16 protein-coding genes are annotated in these 21,559 nt (G+C 48.6%); 13 read left to right on the top strand and 3 right to left on the bottom strand.

All coding sequences use genetic code 11. From position 1 onward, the window contains the following. Positions 1 to 117: 117 nt before the first annotated feature. Together purH and purD are read left to right on the top strand one after the other, a co-directional pair. The gene (gene purH, locus D469_RS0111770) at positions 118 to 1,656 is read left to right on the top strand and encodes a bifunctional phosphoribosylaminoimidazolecarboxamide formyltransferase/IMP cyclohydrolase (RefSeq protein ID WP_018923595.1); all 1,539 of its coding nucleotides are present in this window, start codon (positions 118 to 120) and stop codon (positions 1,654 to 1,656) included. 122 nt (positions 1,657 to 1,778) lie between these two features. Next, entirely contained in the window at positions 1,779 to 3,038 is a 1,260-nt protein-coding gene (gene purD / locus D469_RS0111765; RefSeq protein WP_018923594.1) for a phosphoribosylamine--glycine ligase, read from the top strand. On the opposite strand, the gene D469_RS22780 is transcribed toward purD, so the two are convergent. Together D469_RS22780 and D469_RS20250 are read right to left on the bottom strand one after the other, a co-directional pair. Further along, positions 3,019 to 3,114 carry an EYxxD motif small membrane protein gene (locus tag D469_RS22780; RefSeq protein WP_420834855.1) on the bottom strand — a complete coding sequence of 32 codons (96 nt, stop codon included), beginning with the start codon at positions 3,112 to 3,114 and terminating at the stop codon, positions 3,019 to 3,021. The two genes, purD and D469_RS22780, sit on opposite strands and share 20 nt — an antisense overlap. A gap of 286 nt (positions 3,115 to 3,400) precedes the next feature. Further along, the gene (locus D469_RS20250; RefSeq protein ID WP_018923593.1) at positions 3,401 to 3,610 is read right to left on the bottom strand and encodes a YgaP family membrane protein; all 210 of its coding nucleotides are present in this window, start codon (positions 3,608 to 3,610) and stop codon (positions 3,401 to 3,403) included. 254 nt (positions 3,611 to 3,864) lie between these two features. Between D469_RS20250 and D469_RS0111750 the strand changes: the two genes are divergently transcribed. Genes D469_RS0111750 through D469_RS0111740 form a run of 3 tightly spaced genes read left to right on the top strand, consistent with a single transcriptional unit; the run spans position 3,865 to position 7,073 of the window. After that, positions 3,865 to 5,607: an adenine deaminase C-terminal domain-containing protein gene (locus D469_RS0111750; RefSeq protein WP_018923592.1), complete on the top strand. Its 1,743-nt coding sequence runs from the start codon at positions 3,865 to 3,867 to the stop codon at positions 5,605 to 5,607. A 36-nt stretch (positions 5,608 to 5,643) separates the two neighbouring features. Continuing rightward, positions 5,644 to 6,735: a DUF3048 domain-containing protein gene (locus tag D469_RS0111745; protein WP_018923591.1), complete on the top strand. Its 1,092-nt coding sequence runs from the start codon at positions 5,644 to 5,646 to the stop codon at positions 6,733 to 6,735. A gap of 32 nt (positions 6,736 to 6,767) precedes the next feature. After that, positions 6,768 to 7,073, top strand: a complete 306-nt coding sequence (locus D469_RS0111740; protein WP_018923590.1) for a YerC/YecD family TrpR-related protein — start codon at positions 6,768 to 6,770, stop codon at positions 7,071 to 7,073. A gap of 163 nt (positions 7,074 to 7,236) precedes the next feature. Here D469_RS0111740 and ade read toward each other — a convergent pair whose 3' ends face one another. Then, positions 7,237 to 8,967 (bottom strand): adenine deaminase, encoded by a 1,731-nt coding sequence (gene ade / locus D469_RS0111735; protein ID WP_018923589.1) that lies wholly within the window; start codon positions 8,965 to 8,967, stop codon positions 7,237 to 7,239. A gap of 302 nt (positions 8,968 to 9,269) precedes the next feature. On the opposite strand from ade, the gene pcrB reads away from it, so the two are divergent. The 8 genes from pcrB (at position 9,270) to D469_RS0111690 (ending at position 21,438) form a co-directional block, all read left to right on the top strand. Then, on the top strand, positions 9,270 to 9,965 hold the full coding sequence (gene pcrB, locus D469_RS0111730; protein ID WP_018923588.1) for a heptaprenylglyceryl phosphate synthase: 696 nt from the start codon (positions 9,270 to 9,272) through the stop codon (positions 9,963 to 9,965). Positions 9,966 to 9,983: 18 nt separating this feature from the next. After that, positions 9,984 to 12,233, top strand: a complete 2,250-nt coding sequence (pcrA, locus tag D469_RS0111725; RefSeq protein WP_018923587.1) for a DNA helicase PcrA — start codon at positions 9,984 to 9,986, stop codon at positions 12,231 to 12,233. Between the two features lie 596 nt (positions 12,234 to 12,829). Further along, a complete protein-coding gene (gene ligA / locus D469_RS0111720) occupies positions 12,830 to 14,830 on the top strand; it encodes an NAD-dependent DNA ligase LigA (RefSeq protein WP_018923586.1) in 2,001 nt (666 codons plus the stop codon). A 33-nt stretch (positions 14,831 to 14,863) separates the two neighbouring features. Next, entirely contained in the window at positions 14,864 to 16,045 is a 1,182-nt protein-coding gene (locus D469_RS0111715) for a CamS family sex pheromone protein (protein ID WP_018923585.1), read from the top strand. 105 nt (positions 16,046 to 16,150) lie between these two features. Next, positions 16,151 to 16,441 carry an Asp-tRNA(Asn)/Glu-tRNA(Gln) amidotransferase subunit GatC gene (gene gatC, locus D469_RS0111705; RefSeq protein ID WP_018923583.1) on the top strand — a complete coding sequence of 97 codons (291 nt, stop codon included), beginning with the start codon at positions 16,151 to 16,153 and terminating at the stop codon, positions 16,439 to 16,441. 56 nt (positions 16,442 to 16,497) lie between these two features. After that, positions 16,498 to 17,922, top strand: a complete 1,425-nt coding sequence (gene gatA, locus D469_RS0111700) for an Asp-tRNA(Asn)/Glu-tRNA(Gln) amidotransferase subunit GatA (protein WP_051081195.1) — start codon at positions 16,498 to 16,500, stop codon at positions 17,920 to 17,922. Between the two features lie 14 nt (positions 17,923 to 17,936). Beyond that, positions 17,937 to 19,370, top strand: coding sequence for an Asp-tRNA(Asn)/Glu-tRNA(Gln) amidotransferase subunit GatB (gatB, locus tag D469_RS0111695; RefSeq protein ID WP_018923581.1), 1,434 nt, complete (start codon positions 17,937 to 17,939; stop codon positions 19,368 to 19,370). 403 nt (positions 19,371 to 19,773) lie between these two features. Further along, complete coding sequence (locus D469_RS0111690) at positions 19,774 to 21,438, top strand: glycoside hydrolase family 13 protein (protein WP_018923580.1); 1,665 nt, start codon at positions 19,774 to 19,776, stop codon at positions 21,436 to 21,438. Positions 21,439 to 21,559: the final 121 nt, after the last annotated feature.

The following is a 21,559-nucleotide window of genomic DNA, read 5'->3' as shown; positions in this document are numbered from 1 at the left end:
AATGATAGTTTCTAGTTGTAGTACCGGTGCTATCTGGATGAGCAGCCAGCCCTGCAGTAAAGCATTACGACAGCAATGAGTTTAATAAGAGCCGAGAAGAAAGGACGTACGATCTGTATGACAATCAAACGAGCATTACTAAGCGTATCTGATAAAGAAGGGCTTGTTCCGTTTGCTAAAAGCTTGGCCGAGCGCGGCGTTGAGCTGATTTCTACCGGCGGAACAAAGAAAAAGCTTGAAGAAGCGGATGTGCCGGTGATCGGCATTTCTGAGGTGACCGGCTTTCCAGAGATTATGGATGGCCGCGTAAAGACGTTGCACCCGAGTATTCATGGCGGTTTGCTTGGAAAACGGGATAATTCCGAGCACGTTGAACAAATGAAAGAACAGGCGATCGAGCCGATTGACCTTGTCGTTGTTAATTTATATCCATTTAAAGAAACGGTCGCAAAAGAAGATGTCACTTATGACGACGCCGTTGAAAATATTGATATTGGCGGCCCGGCGATGCTGCGTGCTTCGGCAAAGAACCATGCCCATGTCACAGTTGTGACCGACCCGGCCGATTACGAGCGCGTCTTAGAAGAATGGCAGCAACACGGGGAAATTCCATTTGCCACGCGCCAGCAGTTGGCGGCCAAAGTATTTCGCCACACAGCAGCTTATGATGCATTGATTGCTGAATACATAACGAATGAAACAGGGGAGACGCTGCCGGAATCGTACACCGTTACGTACGAAAAGGCTCAGGACCTGCGCTACGGCGAGAATCCGCACCAGCAGGCGGCGTTTTACCGGAAGCCGCTCAGCCCGAACAGCTCGCTTGCTAACGCCAAGCAGCTGCACGGCAAAGAATTGTCTTACAACAACATTAATGATACCGAAGCGGCGTTAGCGCTTGTGAAAGAATTTGAACAACCAGCAGCTGTGGCAGTTAAGCATATGAACCCGTGCGGAACAGGCATCGCAGCTTCAGTTGCAGATGCGTTCTCGCGTGCTTATGCAGCCGACCCTGTCTCGATTTTTGGCGGCATTGTCGCCTTTAACCGTGAAGTCGACCAGGCCACTGCCGAACAGTTAAAAGAAATTTTCCTGGAAATTATCATAGCGCCGTCATTTTCCGATGAAGCGCTCGAGCTTTTGCAGAAAAAGAAAAACTTGCGCTTATTAACTCTCGAAGTCGCGGCATCGACCGTAGCTGAACAACAGCTGACCTCGATTCACGGCGGGCTACTTGTGCAAGACGAAGACCGCTCTGGCTTAAAGGACGCCGAGGTTCGAACAGTAACGGAGCGCGAGCCAAGCGAGCAGGAAATGAAAGACCTGGAACTTGCCTGGTCGGTCGTGAAACACGTCAAGTCAAACGCGATCGTGCTAGCTAAAGACAATCAAACGGTCGGTGTTGGTGCCGGGCAGATGAATCGCGTCGGTTCAGCAGCGATTGCTATTGAAGCAGCCGGCGAAAAAGCGGCAGGCAGCGCGCTGGCGTCAGATGCCTTTTTCCCAATGAAAGATACAGTAGAAACAGCTGCTGAAGCGGGAATCACTGCAATTATCCAGCCGGGCGGCTCTATCCGTGATGAAGAGTCCATCCAGGCTGCAAACGAACACGGCATCGCCATGATTTGCACAGGCATGCGTCATTTTAAGCATTAAAACAAGTATACTGAAAGAACGGTTCTTGTAAGAAAGGGCTCGCAACATGTAGATAGGATTTTCCCTAGAAGAGCTGGCTTAACTGAAGTTGAGAATTTGGAATCGGAAGGGGAGCGTATGCAATGAACATTCTCGTAGTGGGAAGCGGTGGCCGCGAACACGCTGTTGCTGCCAAATTGGCTGAAGGGAAAGCGCGTGTAGCGGTTGCTCCCGGAAACCCAGGCATGAAAGATGTGGCGATGATTCTTGATATCAAAGAAACCGACCACGAAGGGCTCATTCAAGCTGCCCGCGAACTCGAAGCTGACCTAGTAGTAATTGGGCCTGAAGCTCCTCTTTTAAATGGCTTAGCAGATGATTTCAAAGCTGCCGGTTTCCGTGTCTTCGGGCCAGATCAGAAAGCAGCTGAAATTGAAGGCAGCAAATCTTTTGCCAAAAACATAATGGAGCAGTATCAGATTCCGACCGGTTCTTATTATGTAACGACCTCGTATGATGAGGCGGTTCAGCACGTGCAAAATCAAGGTGCGCCAATTGTTATTAAAGCCGACGGACTGGCAGCAGGCAAAGGTGTGACGGTGGCAATGACGTTTGAAGAAGCGGAAGAAGCTCTAGCTGATGTGCTGCTGGACGGGAAATTTGGCGAAGCCGGGGCCCAAGTGGTGATCGAAGAGTATTTAGAAGGGGAAGAGCTGTCATTAATGGCTCTCGTTCATGGTGAGACGGTCGTTCCTCTTGTTGGTGCTCAAGACCATAAACGCGCTTATGATGCAGACCAAGGTCCAAATACCGGCGGCATGGGCGCCTATTCTCCAGTCCCGCAGTTTACGAGCGCTGATGTAGATGAAGCCGTCGAACGCGTCTTAAAACCGACAGCGCAGGCCATGGTTAAAGAAGGGCGGCCGTTTACAGGCGTTTTATATGCAGGGCTGATGATGACAACAGAAGGGCCAAAGGTGATTGAATTTAACGCTCGTTTTGGCGATCCGGAAGCACAAGTGGTGCTGCCGCGCTTAACCTCTGATCTTGCTGAAGTGTTGAGTGAGCTGGTAGCTGGCGGCGAGCCTCAGCTTGAATGGTCCGATGACGCTGTAGTCGGCGTTGTTTTAGCCGCGGAAGGATACCCAGCGAGTTACCAAAAAGGAATATCTGTCTCTCACTTGCAGTTCTCAAGGCAGACGTCGGTTTATTGGGCAGGAGTGAAAACCGAGGAAGATGACCTTGTCACCGCAGGAGGCCGTGTGGTCCTCGTGGCTGAGCGCGCAGAGGACCTTAAAACAGCGCAGCAAAAAGTCTATGACCAGCTGCAGGAAAAAACAACAACTGGATTATTTTATCGAACCGATATCGGCGACAAAGCAATTAAGAACGCTTCCTCTTAAACCAGACATAAAGCAGTACGATGATACAACCAAGAATGAGCGCATAGATAAAGGCAGAATCAGTACCAAATTCCATCTGCCACGTTGAGACGTTAAACATCAGTAAGCACCTCCAAGTATGAGTTGACCGGCCTCCGCAGCAAGCGGCGGGCCGGTCAGTTTTTAAGGATGTGTCTCTGTCTAAGATGAAAGTGAATATATTCCGGCTGGTATTGTCGAGGCCTGATGTAGGAGCGAGTCCCACTCTCTTTTATAGAAAGTAGGAGGCAGGCAGTCCAATACCTTCAATAGTTAGCGCTGAACTCCAATAAACATAACCATTTTCACGCACGCATACATATTAGCTGCTCTACACTTCACGTTTATCTCCGACCTTTGCCATTTCGAAATAATGCCGTCAATGGGCAAAAGCGAAGGGTCCCTTCACCTATTTTCATGCCGCCCAACATGGCAAAGACAATTGCCCAATAACTAAACGGACGGCGGATGCTGCACTGCGTTGCGATGGCCATGAGTGTATAGCCAATGATAAAGCGACATAATGCATTTAAAATTCCAATGTTAGGTTTCATTACTAATTCCCTTCCTTCTTTTGGATACTAATGTTAAGATGTTGTCACTTCCTTTCGTAATGTAACGGACGAAAATGTGATAAGATTAAAAGTGTAATGAAACTAAAGAAAGTGATCAACGTAAACATTAACTATATAGAATTAAAAGGGGATCCCCCTTTTATGTTGACTGCTTTTAGCACTGAACTAGGTTGCAACAGTGAAACACAACGAGAATCCTCAGCACGTACACATTTAAAGCAGGTGATAAACAAATGCCTTGGAAATACAAGCGTTGGACAAAAATAAACATGCGAGCACAGCTAGAAGTCGTTCGCGGTCAAAAGTCTCCTACGAAACTGCTTAAAAATGCTACATTTTTAAGTAGCGGCCGAGGAGATTGGAATAAAGGGAATATTTGGATATATGGTGATCGGATTGTGTACGTAGGTCAAGACTGGCCAGAACGGACGGAAGAAACAGAGATCATTGATTGTCAGGACAAAGTAGTGGTGCCTGGGTATATTGAGCCTCATGTTCATCCGTTTCAGTTATATAATCCCCATTCGTTTTCCGTTTATGCGTCACAGCTTGGAACGACGACGTTGATTAACGACAACCTCTTCTTTTTATTAAATTTAGAAAAAAAGAAAGCGCTTTCTTTGGTTGAATCCTTAGATAAAGGACCGGCGTCCATGTATTGGTGGGCGAGATTGGACCCGCAAACAGAAATGGAAGATGAGGATCTCATTTTTTCTACGTCAGCCATGAAGGCGTGGCTTGAACATCCGCTTGTTTTGCAGGCGGGAGAGCTTTCAGCCTGGCCAAAAGTGATGACAGGGGATGACGCGCTTCTTCACTGGATGCAAGAAACGAAAGGGCTGAATAAACGGATCGAAGGTCATTTGCCTGGCTCGTCTTCATTTACGCTTACGCAAATGGCGCTCTTAGGAGTTACTGCCGATCATGAAGCCATGAGCGGAGAAGAAGTCCTAAGCCGCTTAGATGCCGGCTATATGACGGCCTTGCGTTATTCCTCAATCCGCCCGGACCTTCCAAAGATTTTGCGCGAGTTACATGAAAAAGGAATACAGGATTACCGGCGCTTTATGCTGACAATGGATGGTTCCACGCCGATGTTCCATGAACAGGGCGTATTGGACCACTTGATTGAATTGGCGATTCAAGAAGGGGTGCCTCCGTTTGCCGCTTATGAAATGGCTTCTTACAATGTAGCCCGTTACTATGGTATCGATGATGTTACTGGTATGATTGCTCCAGGGCGGATTGCGCATCTCAATATTTTAAAAGATGAAAGGTCTCCTCGGCCTGAAGGTGTGCTGGCAAAAGGAGAATGGGTGTATAAAGACGAAGAAAAAATATACCATGAGCCGGCCTTTTCCTGGAAGGAGATGGGAGTTGAGCCGCTTACCATTGATTTCGAATTAAATGAGGAAGACTTTTCTTTCTCCATGCCGATGGGACTTGAACTTATTAATTCGGTAATTATTAAGCCGTATCAAATTATTTCCGAAGTAGATGGAGAACAGATGCCGTTAGGGCAGGATGAAAGTTTCTTTATTATGGTTGATAAACATGGGAAGTGGAGCATTAACACCATTATTAAAGGATTTGACACTCATCTTTCCGGCTTTGCCGCTTCGTTTTCGAATACAGGAGACGTCGTGATGATTGGTAAAAACCGGGCTGATATGAAAGCTGCATTTGCCCGTTTAAAAGAACGACAGGGCGGCCTGTTTATGTATGAAAACGGGGAAGCGATTTTCGAAATGGATTTGCCGCTGTTTGGCATTATGTCAAATGAGCCGATGGAAGAAGTTATCGCCAAGCATACAGAACTGGTCAAAACCCTTCAATTGAAGGGCTATGCTCATGATGATCCTATTTATAGCTTACTCTTTTTTGCTTCTACTCATTTGCCTTATGTCCGTGTTACCCAGAATGGAATTTATGATGTTCACAAGAAAACGGTACTCTTTCCTTCGATCATGCGTTAAAATAGTAAAGGAATGATGTGCTAAAGGATGATGAGATTGAAAAAATACAGCGCCAGCTTAAGCGTTGGTCTGCTTGTTTTGCTTCTTGCCGCTTGTGGCGGAGATGAATCGAGCGATGGCGAAGAACAAGACATAGACAATGCTTCAGAAGAAGAACAACCAGAAGAAGAGGACCTGCCAGCTGAAGAAGCTGAAGAAGTAGGAACAGAAGAGGCGGATGAGGAAGAAGCAAGCGGGGACCCTCATCCACTCACAGGCCTACCGACAGAAGATATGAATGACCACCGCCCGTTAGCGGTTGTGATTAACAATCATCCACAAGCTCGGCCGCAAACCGGCTTGAACGAAGCTGACCTTACCTATGAAATATTAGCTGAAGGCTCGACCACACGGTTTGTTTCCTTGTTCCATAGCGAAGAGCCAGATCTGGTCGGTCCCGTAAGAAGTGCCCGAGCGTATCATTTAGATTTAGCGAGCGGGTTTGACAGCCTCTTTGTCACGCACGGCTGGAGTCCGGAAGCCCAGGATCGCTTAATTGCTGGAGAAATGGCTTACTTAAACGGCTTAAACTATGACGGCACACTCTTCCAGCGCAGTGCCGACCGCCCAGCCCCCCACGATTCGTATATTACATACGATGATATGCTTACTGGCCTGGACCAAGAAGGCTACACCTTAGAGCGCGATTTCCCGTCCCTTGAATTTGCTGACGAACCAGCAGAAGGCGGGGAAGAAGCCGAAGAAATCGCCATCAATTACGAAGACAGCTATGACGTTACCTTTACGTACGACCCAGACAATGAAGTGTATACAAGAGCCAGCGATGGTGAAGAAACCGTAGATGACGAAACGGACGAGCCCCTCGAAGTCTCTAACCTCCTAATTGCTGAAACTGATCATCAAGTCGTTGATGAGGAAGGGCGCCGTCAGATTGACTTAGCCTCCGGAGGACAAGCCTTGCTTTTACAAAATGGCCAAGTGCACGACCTTGAATGGGAGAACGAAGACGGCCAAATTGTGCCGGTACAAAATGGGGAGATCGTTCCGTTTGTACCTGGAAGCACGTGGATTAATATTGTACCTTCGGCTCCTGGACTAGAGTCGAGCGTCACCTATGAAGACTCTTAAACCGATTATTTGATTGAAAGAGGTGGGAAGGAATGCAAATCGATAAATTGCGAGGTAAAGAATTAGATCAATTATTTCAAGCGATCCTGTCTCTGCAAAATATTGACGAATGCTACGAGTTTTTTGATGACCTATGCACCATTAATGAAATTCAATCACTCGCTCAGCGCTTGGAGGTTGCTCGCATGCTGCAAAACGGAAGCACCTACCATAAAATCGAAACGGAAACCGGCGCCAGCACTGCCACCATTTCACGCGTAAAACGCTGCTTAAATTACGGCAACGAAAGCTATCAAATGACGCTAGACCGCGTCCATAACGGCACCGGCTCCGAGTGAGCCGTACTTATCCCCCTCTCCGCGAAGCTGCGGAGAGGGGTTTTTAATTGGATAAACAATTGCTGCGATCAAGTCTGAGCGGAGAATGATGAGTAAAGTGACGAGAATGATCAGTAAACCAAAAATGAATGCAAAAAAACGCCACGCGGGCGTTTTTCCTTCCTTATTCTTCTTCGGCCACCGGGAGAAACTCAAAAGCTTCGACGTCGAACAACCCTTGGTCGGTCAACTTCAAACTTGGGATCACCGGCAGCGCTAAAAATGACAAATTGATGAGCGGATTGAAATCACCGACAAAGCCAAGCTCCTCCAGCGCTCTATCGAATGCTTCAATCTGGGTAACTACTTCGTCTGCAGTTCCAGCTGACATTAAGCCACCGACTGAAAGGGGAATGTCAGCGAGCACCTCTCTGTCTTTTACGGCTGCCACTCCGCCTTGCAGCTCTTCCACATGCCGCACTGCTGCCAGCATATCCTCATCATTTGTCCCACACACTAACAAATTGTGCGAATCATGCCCAATCGTGGAAGCAATCGCTCCGGCAGTGAATCCAAAACCTTTCACGATGCCAGTACCGACTGCGCCTGAGCCGTGATGGCGCTCAAAGACGGCCAGCTTCAGCTGATCCTTCTCCACCGATGGGATAAATACACCGTCTGCTGTGTCGACATGCTCGCTCAAGCGTTCGGTAACGATCGATCCTGGCCTGACCCCGATTACCTTTGCTTTTTTAGTAAAAGAAGAGATGGGAATGTCCAGATCGCGGGCTGTAACATTTCCAAGAGTAACACTCGTACTCAACCTAGAAGGTGCTTCAGGCGGCGCGGGAACCGGCTCGCTTGCCGTTATGTCTGTGCCGCGTTGAAAGACGCGCCGCGCGTGAAAATCTTCCGGATTGTCGATGAAGACGAGGTCAGCATCGAAACCAGGCGCAATCGCTCCCTTTTCACGAAGATCAAAGCACTGGGCTGCATGCAAGGTGGCAATCGCAATCGCAGTAAGAGGTGCCACCCCCTGGGCGACAGCCCGGCGGATATGATGATCGATGCTGCCATTTTCGAGCAGGTCATCGAGGTGTTTGTCATCGGTGACAAATAAAAAACGGTGCGCGTTCGCTTCCGTAATGAGCGGGAGCAGCGCATCAAGGTCCTTCGCTCCAGAACCTTCACGGATCATAAGATGAAAGCCGCGCTCGAGCCGTTCTTTCCCTTCTTCGTACGTTGTCGCTTCATGGTCTGAGCGAATCCCGGCGGTACGGTAGACGTTAAGAGAAGTAGAGTTGAGGCCGGCTGCATGACCGTCAATAGGCGCTAGGTGTTCGTTGGCGTCTGCCAGCTTCTTCATCATATCGGCCTCGCCATTTTCTACGGCTGGATAATTCATAACTTCAGCAAGGCCAAGAACTTCAGGCTCTTCGTATAAAGGAGCTAAATCAGCAGCATCTAGTGTTGCTCCGTTATGTTCAAAGGACGTGGCCGGTACGCACGATGGAAGCATGAAACGCGTGGAAAGCAGGCTTTTCCGACTTTCTTCAATCATGAAGCGGATTCCTGTATTACCAGCGACATTCGCGATTTCATGAGGGTCCGTTACGATAGTGGTGACCCCACGTTTTAGTACTACGTTTGCAAACTCACTCGGTGTAACCATGGACGATTCAATATGAACATGACCATCAATTAAGCCGGGCACGACGTAGGCCCCTGCGGCATCAATGGTTTCTTCACCTTCGTAGGAGCCGATTCCCACAATTTTTCCGTCCTGAATGGCGATATCTCCTGTCTTCCATTCACGGTTGAATACATCGGCAAAGGTGGCGCCGGTTATGACCCGTTCGGCTTTTCGTTCTTTTTTTGCCACCTGGAGCCGGCGAAGCTGTATCGCATCTATCATAAGTGCCTCCTCGTTCTTGCTAGCTTATTTCAAAACATGATAGCACAAGCTGTAGTTTTCTGTGTTGATTTCGAGAGATTTCTTAACATTAGCACGATAAGAAAACACTCATTGATTTGACAATATTACTCAATATAATCACCCTGATGAAGCTGTTTCACACCGATCGCCTCTCCCCATAACTCGCAGTCGTAACCTCCCGTTCTTTCTGCTATAATTAATGGTTGAAGTTTCATTAAAAAGCGACGAACTACAACCAAAAAATCACTACTTCAGACAGGTTTTTATAAAGGGGCGAGACGATGTTAGAGGAGATTCAGAGCTTTCGGCATGTGTTCAAATTAGATCCAGCGAAACCAATCGAAGATGAACTGCTGGCACAAGTGTGTGAATCTGGAACGGACGCTATTATTATCGGCGGTAGTGACGGCATTACGCTTGATAACACGCTCCATCTATTGGCGAGTGTGAGACGTTTCTCTGTACCTTGTCTACTCGAAGTTTCTACAGTTGAAGCAATCACCCCAGGGTTTGATGCTTATTTAGTACCGACTGTGCTTAATGCAACGGATCCAACCTGGATCACTGGCTTACATCACGAAGCATTAAAGACGTACGGCCCACTGCTTGAACAAGAACCGATTATTGCGGAAGGGTACTGCATATTAAATAAAGATGCTAAAGCAGCCAAGCTTACCGAAGCAGATGCGTCGCTTGAAAAAGAAGATGTGGAAGCTTACGCGCGCATGGCCGACCGCCTCTTTCGTCTCCCTATTTTTTACCTAGAATACAGCGGAGCATACGGAGACCCGGAGATTGTAAAATCGTGCAAATTCATTCTCCAGGAAGCGCAGCTTTTTTACGGTGGCGGCATTGAAACGGTCGAACAGGCGCGGGAGATGGCTTATTACGCTGACACGGTTGTCGTCGGAAACGTTATTTACGACCAGCCGGAAGAAGCTTTGAAAACTGTGGCAGCTGTGAAAGAACGTTTGTAAGGAAAGGATGAATAAAGCATGCAACAACGCATGATTGAACAACTCCTCGCAGGACTCAATGCGGAACAAGAACAAGCCGTATGTCATACCGACGGCCCGCTATTGATTATGGCTGGTGCCGGTAGTGGCAAAACCCGGGTGCTTACCCACCGAATCGCGTATCTTATTCGCGAAAAAGGGATTCCGCCCTACAATATTTTGGCGATTACGTTTACAAATAAAGCCGCACGCGAAATGCGCGAGCGCGCGGAGCAGCTGGTTGGCGGCACAGCGGACAGCTTGTGGGTCTCCACCTTTCACTCGATGTGTGTGCGCATCTTACGCCGCGACGTGGACCGGATCGGTTTTAATCGCAATTTTTCGATTCTGGACGGGTCGGACCAGCAAAGTGTCATCAAGCAAATTTTGAAGGATCAAAACCTAGATACGAAAAAATTTGAACCAAGAACTATTTTAGGCGCGATCAGCACGGCCAAAAACGAGCTTCGTTCTCCAGAAGCAGTAGCGAAAAAAGCAGAAGGGCCGTTTGAGGAAGTGGTCGCGGATGTGTACAAGGCGTACCAAAAACGCCTGCGTTCCAACCATGCGATGGATTTTGATGATTTAATCATGATCACCATCCGCCTGTTTGAGCAGGTGCCGGATGTGTTGAAATATTATCAGCGTAAGTTCCAATACATTCACGTCGATGAGTATCAGGATACGAACCGCGCTCAGTACACACTCGTTAACTTGTTGGCAAGCGACCACCGTAACTTATGTGTGGTAGGAGATTCGGATCAGTCGATTTATAAATGGCGGGGCGCGGATATTGGTAATATTCTAAGCTTCGAAGAAGACTACGAAGAAGCCAAGTCCATACTGCTTGAACAGAACTACCGCTCCACCCAGACCATTTTGAATGCAGCCAACCAAGTCATCGAAAATAACAGCGGCCGCAAACCGAAGAAGCTGTGGACCGAAAATAAGAGCGGAAACGAGATTCATTTATATGAAGGTCAGGACGAGCGGGCCGAAGCATTTTACATGATTGATGAAATCAAAAAAGGCGTGCAGGAAAAGCGCTTTTCTGAAAATGACGTAGCCATTCTTTACCGCACGAACGCTCAATCACGGGTGATCGAGGAAATGTTTGTGAAATCGAACATTTCCTATCAGATGATCGGCGGCACGAAGTTCTACGACCGTAAAGAAATCAAAGACATTCTCGCTTACTTGCGGATTGTCGCGAACCCGGCCGATGATATCAGCCTCGCCCGCATTATTAACGTGCCTAAGCGAAGCATCGGTGCCACCACAGTGGACAAAGTGGCAGCCTACGCCTCGCAACAGGACGTGACGCTCTTTGAAGCGGTGCAGGAAGCAGACCAGATCGGCGTTTCCGCGCGCGCGCAAAAACAAATGCTCTCATTCAGCGAACAGCTCAGCCACTGGATCCAAATGCAAGATTATCTCTCGGTAACGGAACTGTTAGAAGAACTACTCGATAAAACCGGCTACCGCGACATGTTAAAAGAAGACCGCTCGCTTGAATCCATGAGCCGGTTAGAAAACATCGAAGAGCTGATGAGTGTAGCGCAGGAATTTGAAAAACATAATGAAGATAAATCCTTGATCGCTTTTCTTACCGACTTGGCGCTTGTCTCCGATTTGAACCAAACGGAGGAGGAAGAAGGGAAGGAAGCGGTCACGATGATGACACTTCACGCCGCAAAAGGACTCGAATTCCCCGTCGTCTTTCTCGTCGGCATGGAAGAAGGCATCTTCCCGCACAGCCGCTCCCTCTTCGACGTTGAAGAAATGGAAGAAGAACGCCGCCTCGCTTACGTGGGCATAACGCGGGCCGAGCAGGAACTTCATTTGACCCGAGCTAACATGCGCCGCTTGTACGGCCGCACCCAGACAAACGCACCGTCGCGCTTTATCGACGAACTGCCGGACGAGCTCGTGCAACCGGTAGGGCCGGCAGCCAGCGGACCGGCTGGGGGGACCTCCATTCCGCCAAAGCAAACGCAGGGCCAAGGAAACACAGCTTCACGACGCCCAGGCACCAGCGCCAACGCCGCGCGCTCTATGCAAACGACCACCAATACCGGCGGCGAATCGTACGCCTGGCAAGTCGGCGACCAAGCCGAACACAAAAAATGGGGCACAGGCACAGTAGTCAGCATAAAAGGCGAAGGCGAAGACATTGAACTCGACATCGCCTTCCCAACCGAAGGAGTCAAACGCCTGTACGCCAAATTTGCACCCATCACGAAGAAATAGAAATAAAGCCAGCTAGGATGAGATGATAAAACGGTGGGCACAGCAGGAAAAATGGGATCGTGCGCAGGCGAGGAGAGTGAGTACGCAACTCAGCAGAGTGACGCCACACTCGGCCCGGGTCACGCCGCACTAAATCGGAGTGACGCCACACCTGTCCCGAGTCACACCACACTAAATCGGAGTGACGCCACACTCGGCCCGCGCCACACCACACTGAATCGGAGTGACGCCACACCCGGCCCGAGTCACACCACACTAAATCGGAGTGACGCCACACCCGGCCCGAGTCACGCCGCACTGAACCGGAGTGACGCCACACACGGCCTGAGTCACGCCGCACTAGATCGGAGTGACGCCACACTCGTTCCGCGTCACGCCGCACTCCAATCGCGCAGCACACGGCTCTGCCCCGGCTGCCAGTGCGCAGCCAGTGCTTACACTGGCCCATCGCACCTTCTTCTCGGCCCAGCCGCGGCCCATCGCTGCATAAAACGCAGTAAAAGCGCCTCACGCTGAACTATCTCGGCAGTGACGCGACCTAGCTGAATAATATACAACCGATCCTTATCCTTACAAAAAGGAAGTGACCTAGAAGAATGGATGAACAGCAGGCTAAGGAACGAATTGATAAGCTTCGTGATTTGCTCGATGAGTACGGGCATCATTATTACGTTCTGGACGCTCCGAAAGTGAGTGATGCCGAATATGATCAGCTTATGCAGGAGCTTATCCGCTTAGAAAATGAATATCCGCAATTTCAATCAGAGAATTCGCCGACGGTCCGGGTAGGTGGTGAGCCGCTCGACCGCTTTGTCAAAGTACAGCACCGCCGGCCGATGCTGAGTCTCGGCAATGCGTTCAACGCTCAGGATTTAAGAGATTTCGACCGCCGCGCCCGGGAAGGGGCAACGGGTCCGATCAGCTACACGGCTGAGTTAAAAATCGATGGGCTCGCGGTCTCGCTTACTTATGAAAATGGTCAGTTCGTCCGCGGCGCCACCCGCGGTGATGGCCAAACTGGCGAAGATATTACCGTTAATTTAAAAACGGTTGGCTCGATTCCGCTACGCCTAAAAGAAGCGGTGGACTTGGAAGTGCGCGGGGAAGTGTTCATGCCTCATCATTCGTTTGAGCAGTTGAACAAAGTTAAAGAAGAGAACGAGGAACCGCCTTTTGCCAATCCGCGCAATGCCGCTGCCGGGTCGCTGCGCCAACTCGACCCTAAAATTGCCGGGCGCCGTAACCTTGATATTTTCTGCTACGCCATTGCGGAAGATCAGGAAATTGGTCTTACTTCGCATGCGAAAGCACTGGGTTACATGAAGGAGCTTGGGCTTAAAGTAAATCCGGACCACAAGTATTGTAATAATATAGAAGAAGTAATCGAGTACGTAGAAAGCTGGCTGGAAAAAAGGCATGACCTCCCGTATGAAATCGACGGCATCGTGATTAAGGTCGATGAACTAGATGAACAGCAAACGCTCGGCTACACGGCGAAAAGTCCGCGTTGGGCGATTGCTTACAAGTTTCCGGCTGAAGAAGTGATTACAACCTTAAGAGACATCAAGCTCACAGTCGGCCGCACAGGAGCCATCACCCCGACCGCTTACCTTGATCCCGTTCAAGTAGCAGGTACAACAGTACAACGGGCTTCTCTTCATAACGAAGACTTAATCCGGGAAAAAGATACCCGCATCGGTGATCAAGTGGTGATAAAAAAAGCGGGTGACATCATTCCTGAAGTGGTCCGCGTTCTTGACGATTTAAGGACTGGAGACGAAGAAGAATTTACGATGCCTACCCATTGCCCGGAATGTGAGAGTGAACTCGTCCGCCTTGAAGGTGAAGTAATATTGCGCTGTGTGAACCCGAAATGTCCGGCTCAGGTGCGAGAAGGCTTAATCCACTTTGTATCGCGCACAGCTATGAACATCGACGGTCTCGGGGAAAAAGTGATTCAGCAGTTATTTTCCCATGAGCTGATTCAAGATGTATCTGATCTGTATAAATTAAAGCGGGAAGACTTGCTCGAACTAGAGCGAATGGGTGAAAAATCGGTCTCGAATTTGTTAGAAGCGATCGAAGCGTCTAAAGATAATCCGCTCGACCGCTTACTGTTCGGGCTTGGGATTCGGTTTGTTGGGTCTAAGGCCGCACGACTGCTAGCTGAAACATTTGGTACGATGGAAAAGCTCCAGGAAGCAACGATGGAAGATTTAGTCGCCATTCATGAAGTAGGAGAAAAAATGGCCGATTCAATCACCAGCTATTTCAGTCAGCCTGAAGCGGAGGAACTGATTGGGGAGTTGCGCCAGCTCGGCCTGAACATGACCTATGAAATAGCTACCCCGGAAGCTTCAGAAGCAGAACAGATTTTTGCAGAGCAAACGGTGGTATTAACTGGGAAACTAGAAAAGTGGACGCGGACTGAAATGAAAGAAAAAGTAGAAGCACTAGGTGGTAAAGTGACCGGTAGTGTTAGTACGAAAACGGACCTTCTGATCGCTGGTGAAGATGCCGGGTCAAAGCTGGAAAAAGCCGAAGAGCTCGGGGTCGAAGTCTGGGATGAGGCCCGTTTTGAACTAGAAGTAAAGTAAAGGTTTATGGGCAAAAGTGAGGAGAATGCCATCATGAAACGATTCGTAGGACTAATGGCTTTGTCGTCGTTGGTTATATTGAGCGGGTGTTTGTCGTTTCTAGAACCAGAAGATGATGATGCGGTTGAATTAGATGAAGCGGAAGAAGAGGAAGAAGAAGGGGTTGAAGTCAGCCCTGACTTGCCGGCCCTAGAAGATCAATACCGAACCGTACTTTCAGACGGTCAGTACATGCACGGATCCACTCGTGGCTTTAGTACTTCGGTTGTCTACAACCGGATGGACATTGAACGGATGGAAACAGGCTTGTTAGAAGTGGCTTCTGAAGATTATAATCCTAACGATTATTTTTTCCGGGAAGGGCAGTTTATTAACCGTGACGAGCTTGACAGCTGGCTGAGACGTCAGCACGAAGAAGACAATCCAGATGGGTTGAATCCGCCGCTTGCAGATGGGGAGAGCTTCGAAGAGCAGGAACGCGGGGCGCCACGTATGTTATCGCATATAGTTGAACACAATTATATGGTAGAAAATGATGAAGGGAATCTCCAACTCGGCGGGATTGTTGTTGGCCTTTCTATGAATAGCCTCTACTATTTCCGTGAACAACACGATGATGGAACATATGGCCCGTGGCTCGACGAAGAGATTTCGGAGTCTGAGAGCCTTGAGGCCGGGCAAGAGGTAGCAGAAGAAGTGGTAGAACGTCTTCGTTCCAATGAGCGTGAAGACGGCATGCTTGAAGAGGTACCGATTACGGTGGCCCTTTACCGGGAAGCTCCGCGAGAAGCACCGGTGCCAGGCACTTTCATAGCCACGTCCACCGCTGAGCCTGGTGCATCATTTGGCGGCTGGGACATTATCGATGAAGACTATTATCTCTTTCCTTCGTCAGAAGCCAGCCAGGACCATGTGGGAGAAGCGGACCGTTTTGATGAGTTTCGAGAAAGTGTGGATACCTTTTTTGAAAACTATGTCGGAGCTACCGGTGAAGGACGTTTTCAAAATGACCAGCTCCAAGAAATGACGATTGAAATTCCGATCCGTTTTCATAGTAAAACCGAAGTCATTTCTTTCACCCAGCATGTCACGAATTTGTTGGAAAATTACCCCCCGGACGTTGATATTGAAGTCACTGTGTCATCGAATTCCGGAGAAGAAGCGCTCATTACAAGAGAACCAAATGAAGAACCAGATGTCCACGTCTATAGATAAAAAGAGCCGGCAGGAGCCTTCATTCAAGGTTTCGCTCTATGCCGGCACAAAATTATTTGGTATTATGGAAGCTATTGAGAGAAATATTGGTGGAGGTGACGATATATGAAACGTGTAAACAAAGAACAAATTGAACACGTCGCTCATTTGGCGCGGCTTGAATTAAAAGAAGACGAAATTGATGCTGTGACTAAAAAGTTGGACGACATTATTGATTTTGCCGAACAATTGCAGGAGTTGGACACAACAAATGTTGAACCAATCACTCACGTTGTCGATATTCGAAATATATTGCGAGAAGATGAAGTGAAGCCTTCACTTGATCGTGAAGATGCGTTGAAAAACGCACCAGACCAAGAAGACGGTCAATTTAAAGTACCAGCTATACTTGAATAAGAGGAGGGGTTTGTGTGTCATCTTTAACAGAGGAAAGTTTCGCTTCCTTACATAAAATGCTGCATGATAAAGAAGTGAACGTTTCTGATCTTGTAGCCGATTCGTTGAAACAAATTGAAAAGACAGATGATAAAGTAAAAGCCTTTTTAACTGTAGATGAAGAAGGCGCAAAAAAGAAAGCTGCAGAACTTGACGACGCGCTTTCAAAAGCAGGCACGCGCGGTCTATTATTTGGCCTGCCAATGGGAATTAAAGACAACATTCTCACTAAAGGGTTACGAACAACGTGTGCGAGCCAATTTTTGTCCAACTTTGACCCGTTATATGATGCTGGTGTTATGGAAAGCCTGCACAGCGCTGAAGCAATCACGATGGGTAAACTGAACATGGATGAATTCGCGATGGGTTCCTCTAATGAAAACTCTGGCTACTACACGACCCGTAACCCGTGGAACACAGATTACGTTCCAGGCGGATCTAGCGGAGGTTCTGCCGCATCAGTTGCTGCCGGTCAGGTTACCTTCTCACTCGGCTCTGATACCGGCGGCTCGATCCGGCAACCAGCGTCATACTGTGGTGTTGTCGGCATGAAACCGACGTACGGCCGCGTTTCCCGTTATGGCCTTGTCGCTTTTGCTTCTTCTTTGGACCAAATTGGACCCATTACACGAAACGTAGAAGATAACGCCCTTGTCATGCAACAAATTGCGGGTCACGACCATCGTGATTCGACCTCGGTAGACATGGACGTGCCTGATTACTTAAGCGCAATTGGCGCAGATAGTGTAGAAGGCCTACGTATTGCCGTGCCAAAAGAATACATGAGTGACGGCGTCGATGAAAATGTGAAGAAAAAAATACGCGCAGCGCTTGAAGAGCTTGAAAAGCTTGGCGCCTCCTGGGAAGAGGTTTCCTTGCCGTATTCGCAGTATGCAGTAGCCGCTTATTATATCATCGCTTCCTCTGAAGCTTCCGCCAACCTTGCCCGTTTTGACGGTGTTCGCTACGGCGTGCGCAATGAAGGCAACGGCGATTTGCTCGATATGTACAAAAAGTCGCGCAGTGAAGGTTTCGGCGATGAAGTTAAACGCCGGATTATGCTCGGTACCTTCGCACTCAGCTCCGGTTATTACGACGCTTATTATAAAAAAGCCCAGCAAGTCCGGACGCTTATTAAAGAAGACTTTGATAACGTCTTGCAAAAATTTGACGTCATCATCGGCCCAACGGCTCCGACAACAGCCTTTAAAGTGGGCGAACAGATTGACGACCCGCTTACTATGTATGCAAACGACATCTTAACCATTCCAATCAACCTGGCAGGCGTGCCTTCCATTTCCGTTCCATGTGGTCTGTCTGAGGCCAATAACATGCCAGTCGGCTTGCAGATTGTAGCTAAGCCATTTGAAGAGAGAACGTTGTACCGAGTAGCCCATGCCTACGAACAAGCAGCAAATCATACAGAAAAGCCGGAACTGTGAGGGGGGAATAACAAATGAAATTTGATACGGTAATCGGATTAGAAGTTCACGCTGAACTAAAAACAGACACGAAAATTTTCTGCTCCTGCTCGACTGAATTTGGCGCGCCGCCGAACACTCATACATGCCCGGTCTGTCTCGGTCATCCTGGGGTGCTTCCGGTCGTTAACAAGCAGGCCGTAGATTACGCCATGACGGCGGCGCTAGCTACCAATTGCACCGTAACGGATGAAACGAAATTTGACCGCAAGAACTATTTTTATCCGGATAACCCAAAAGCTTATCAAATCTCGCAGTTTGACAAGCCGATCGGTGAAAATGGCGAGATTGAAATTGAAGTAGACGGCAAAAAGAAAACCATTGGCATCACCCGGATCCATATGGAAGAAGACGCAGGGAAGCTCACGCACGACGATGACGGTGACGGATCTCTCGTCGACTTCAACCGGGTGGGAACGCCGTTGATCGAGATCGTTTCTGAGCCAGACATTGAAAGCCCGGATGAAGCGTATGCTTATTTGGAAAAATTAAAAGCAATCCTGCAGTATACTGAAGTGTCCGATTGTAAAATGGAAGAAGGCTCTCTGCGCTGTGACGCCAACATCTCCTTAAAGCCGGCAGGCCAAGAAGAGTTCGGTGTGAAGACTGAGCTTAAAAACTTGAACTCTTTTGCTAACGTGCAGAAAGGTCTTGCGTTTGAAGAAAAGCGCCAAGAACAAGAGTTGCTCGCAGGCGGCGAGATTCTGCAAGAAACTCGGCGCTGGGACGATGATAAGAAAGAAACGGTCTTAATGCGAGTTAAAGAAGGAAGCGACGATTATCGCTATTTCCCAGAGCCAGATCTCGTACCAATTTATATCGCCGGCGATTGGAAAGACCAATTAAAAGAGCAAATCCCAGAGCTGCCGGATGCCCGGAAAGAGCGCTATATCAATGAATTGTCTCTACCAGCGTATGATGCCGGTGTAATCGTCCAAGTAAAAGCAACTTCTGACTTTTTCGAGGAGACGATTCAGCACGGCGCCGATCCGAAACAGGCTGCAAACTGGCTGATGGGTGAAGTGAATGCGTACTTGAACGCCAACGACAAAGAACTAGACGACGTTGCCATGACACCTGAAGGCTTAGCCAAGCTGATCAAGCTGATTGATAAAGGGACGATTTCCAGCAAAATTGCCAAAAAGGTATTCGCTGACTTAATTGAAAAAGGCGACGACCCTGACAAGATCGTTGAAGAAAAAGGCCTCGTCCAAATCTCCGACGAAGGTGAATTAAAGCAAGTCGTCGACGGCATTCTCGACAACAATCAGCAATCCATCGAAGACTATAAAAATGGTAAAGACAAAGCATTTGGCTTCCTCGTCGGCCAAGTCATGAAAGAGACGAAAGGAAAAGCAAATCCACAAGTGGTGAACAAACTCATTAAGGAAGGCATGGACGAACGCTAAGTCCGCTGTCGGCCATCTTGGCTTCCATTTACCACTTGTAATCATAAACTCCCGCTCCGGTCATAACGGAAGCGGGAGTTTTACTTTTAGCGTAAGAAAGTATAAGTCCAACTAATATTCAGCCACATCTTCACCACCATGCCACATTTGCTGGCAATAGAGCACAACTCCTTCTTTCCCCTTTTGTATAAACAGTCATGTTCTGGTGTGTTATACTTACTCTTACAACATCAATTACCATATTTATCCTCAACCAATAATGAAGCGCGCGCAACAACAGCTTACGAGCATAGATTTCTACACTTATTTTACTAGTACGGCTGTCTCCCCTTTATACAAAAAAGGAAGACGTAAAACGAACGCTAAATAGGAAGAGGAACCAGAGAAGGAGCGGAGTGACCATATGAAACGAGAATGGTGGAAAGAAGCAGTAGGCTATCAAATATACCCGCGCAGTTTCCAAGATTCAAATGGCGACGGAATCGGTGATCTAAGAGGAATCATCGAGCGCCTTGATTATGTAAAAGAATTAGGCATTGATTTTATTTGGGTCTGCCCATTTTATCGGTCGCCAAAAGACGATAACGGCTATGATATTTCCGATTATAAAGCGATCCAAGAGGAATTTGGCACGATGGAAGACTTCGACCTTCTCTTAGAAGAAGTGCACGCCCGCGGAATGAAGCTTATCATTGACCTTGTCTTAAACCATACGAGTGATGAGCACCACTGGTTTATTGAATCCCGCTCGTCACGGGACGACCCAAAGCGGGACTGGTACATCTGGCGCGACGGGAAAGACGGAGCCGAGCCGAACAACTGGGAGAGCATTTTCGGCGGCTCCGCCTGGGAATACGAGGACTGGACAGGCCAGTATTACCTGCACTTGTTTTCCGTCAAACAGCCCGATTTGAACTGGGAAAACCACGAAGTCCGCCGTGAACTGTACAACACCGTCAACTGGTGGCTTGATAAAGGCATCGACGGCTTCCGCATTGACGCCATCACCCACATTAAAAAACGGCCGGGACTGCCGGATATGCCCAACCCCGACAACCAAACATACGTCCCTTCATTCGCCATGCACATGAATCAAGAAGGCATCCACGAGTTCCTGCAAGAATTTAAAGAAGAAACCTACAGCAAATATGACGCCCTCACTGTCGGCGAAGCGAACGGCGTATCCATTGAAGAAGCACCACTCTGGGTCGGCGAAACCGGCAAAATGGACATGATCTTTCAATTTGAACACCTGAACTTGTGGGGCACCGACAACAAACTCGACGTGCTTAAATTAAAAGAAGTCCTCACCGCCTGGCAGAAAGGCCTGGAGAACAAAGGCTGGAACGCCCTCTTTATCGAAAACCACGACCAACCCCGCGTCGTTTCCACCTGGGGAGATGATAAGGACTACTGGCGAGAAAGCGCCACCGCCCTCGCCACCATGTACTTTTTCATGCAAGGCACCCCCTTCATTTACCAGGGCCAGGAAATCGGCATGACCAACGCCTATTACACCGCTATCGAAGACTATGATGACGTCGCCGCGAAAAACCTTTTTGAAAAAAGAAAAGCAGACGGCGACCCGCCTGCAGAGATCATCGAGCTGCTCGGGCAGACGTCCCGCGATAACAGCCGGACACCCATGCAATGGAGCGCCGGCGAAAACGCCGGCTTCACAAGCGCCAACCCGTGGCTCAAGCTGAGTCCGAATTATACGGACATCAACGTAGAAAAACAAAGCGAAGACCCAAACTCAGTACTAAACTACTACAAAGCCATGATTACGTTGAAAAAAACAGCGGACATTTTCACATATGGAAGCTATGATCTCCTGCTGCCGGACGATGAGAGATTATACGTCTACACCCGCACCCTGCCTGGCCAGGAAGCGGTTATCATCGCCAATTTAAGCGAGGAAAAAGCAGACATCGATGCAAGCGGTGAGCTCGAACTTCAGAACGACAACACGCTCGTTTTGCACAATCAACCGCTAGACGGAGAAAAGCAGCTCGGCGACCGCGCACTCAAACCTTACGAAGCCCGCGTGTATATTAGAGAAAAATAACCAGCATCTGTAAAAACGCAAGACCAGCCACCAAAGCCGGGGCTTGGTCTTACGGCGTTCTGTTAACGGACACTGCTGCTGTTAAGGGGGCAATTTGGGGGGCCGCAGCGTAAGCCCCCTC

Source organism: Salsuginibacillus kocurii DSM 18087 (assembly GCF_000377705.1).
Taxonomy (GTDB): domain Bacteria; phylum Bacillota; class Bacilli; order Bacillales; family Marinococcaceae; genus Salsuginibacillus; species Salsuginibacillus kocurii.
Note: the sequence above shows the minus strand (reverse complement) of the source record. Positions and strands in the feature narration are given on the sequence as shown.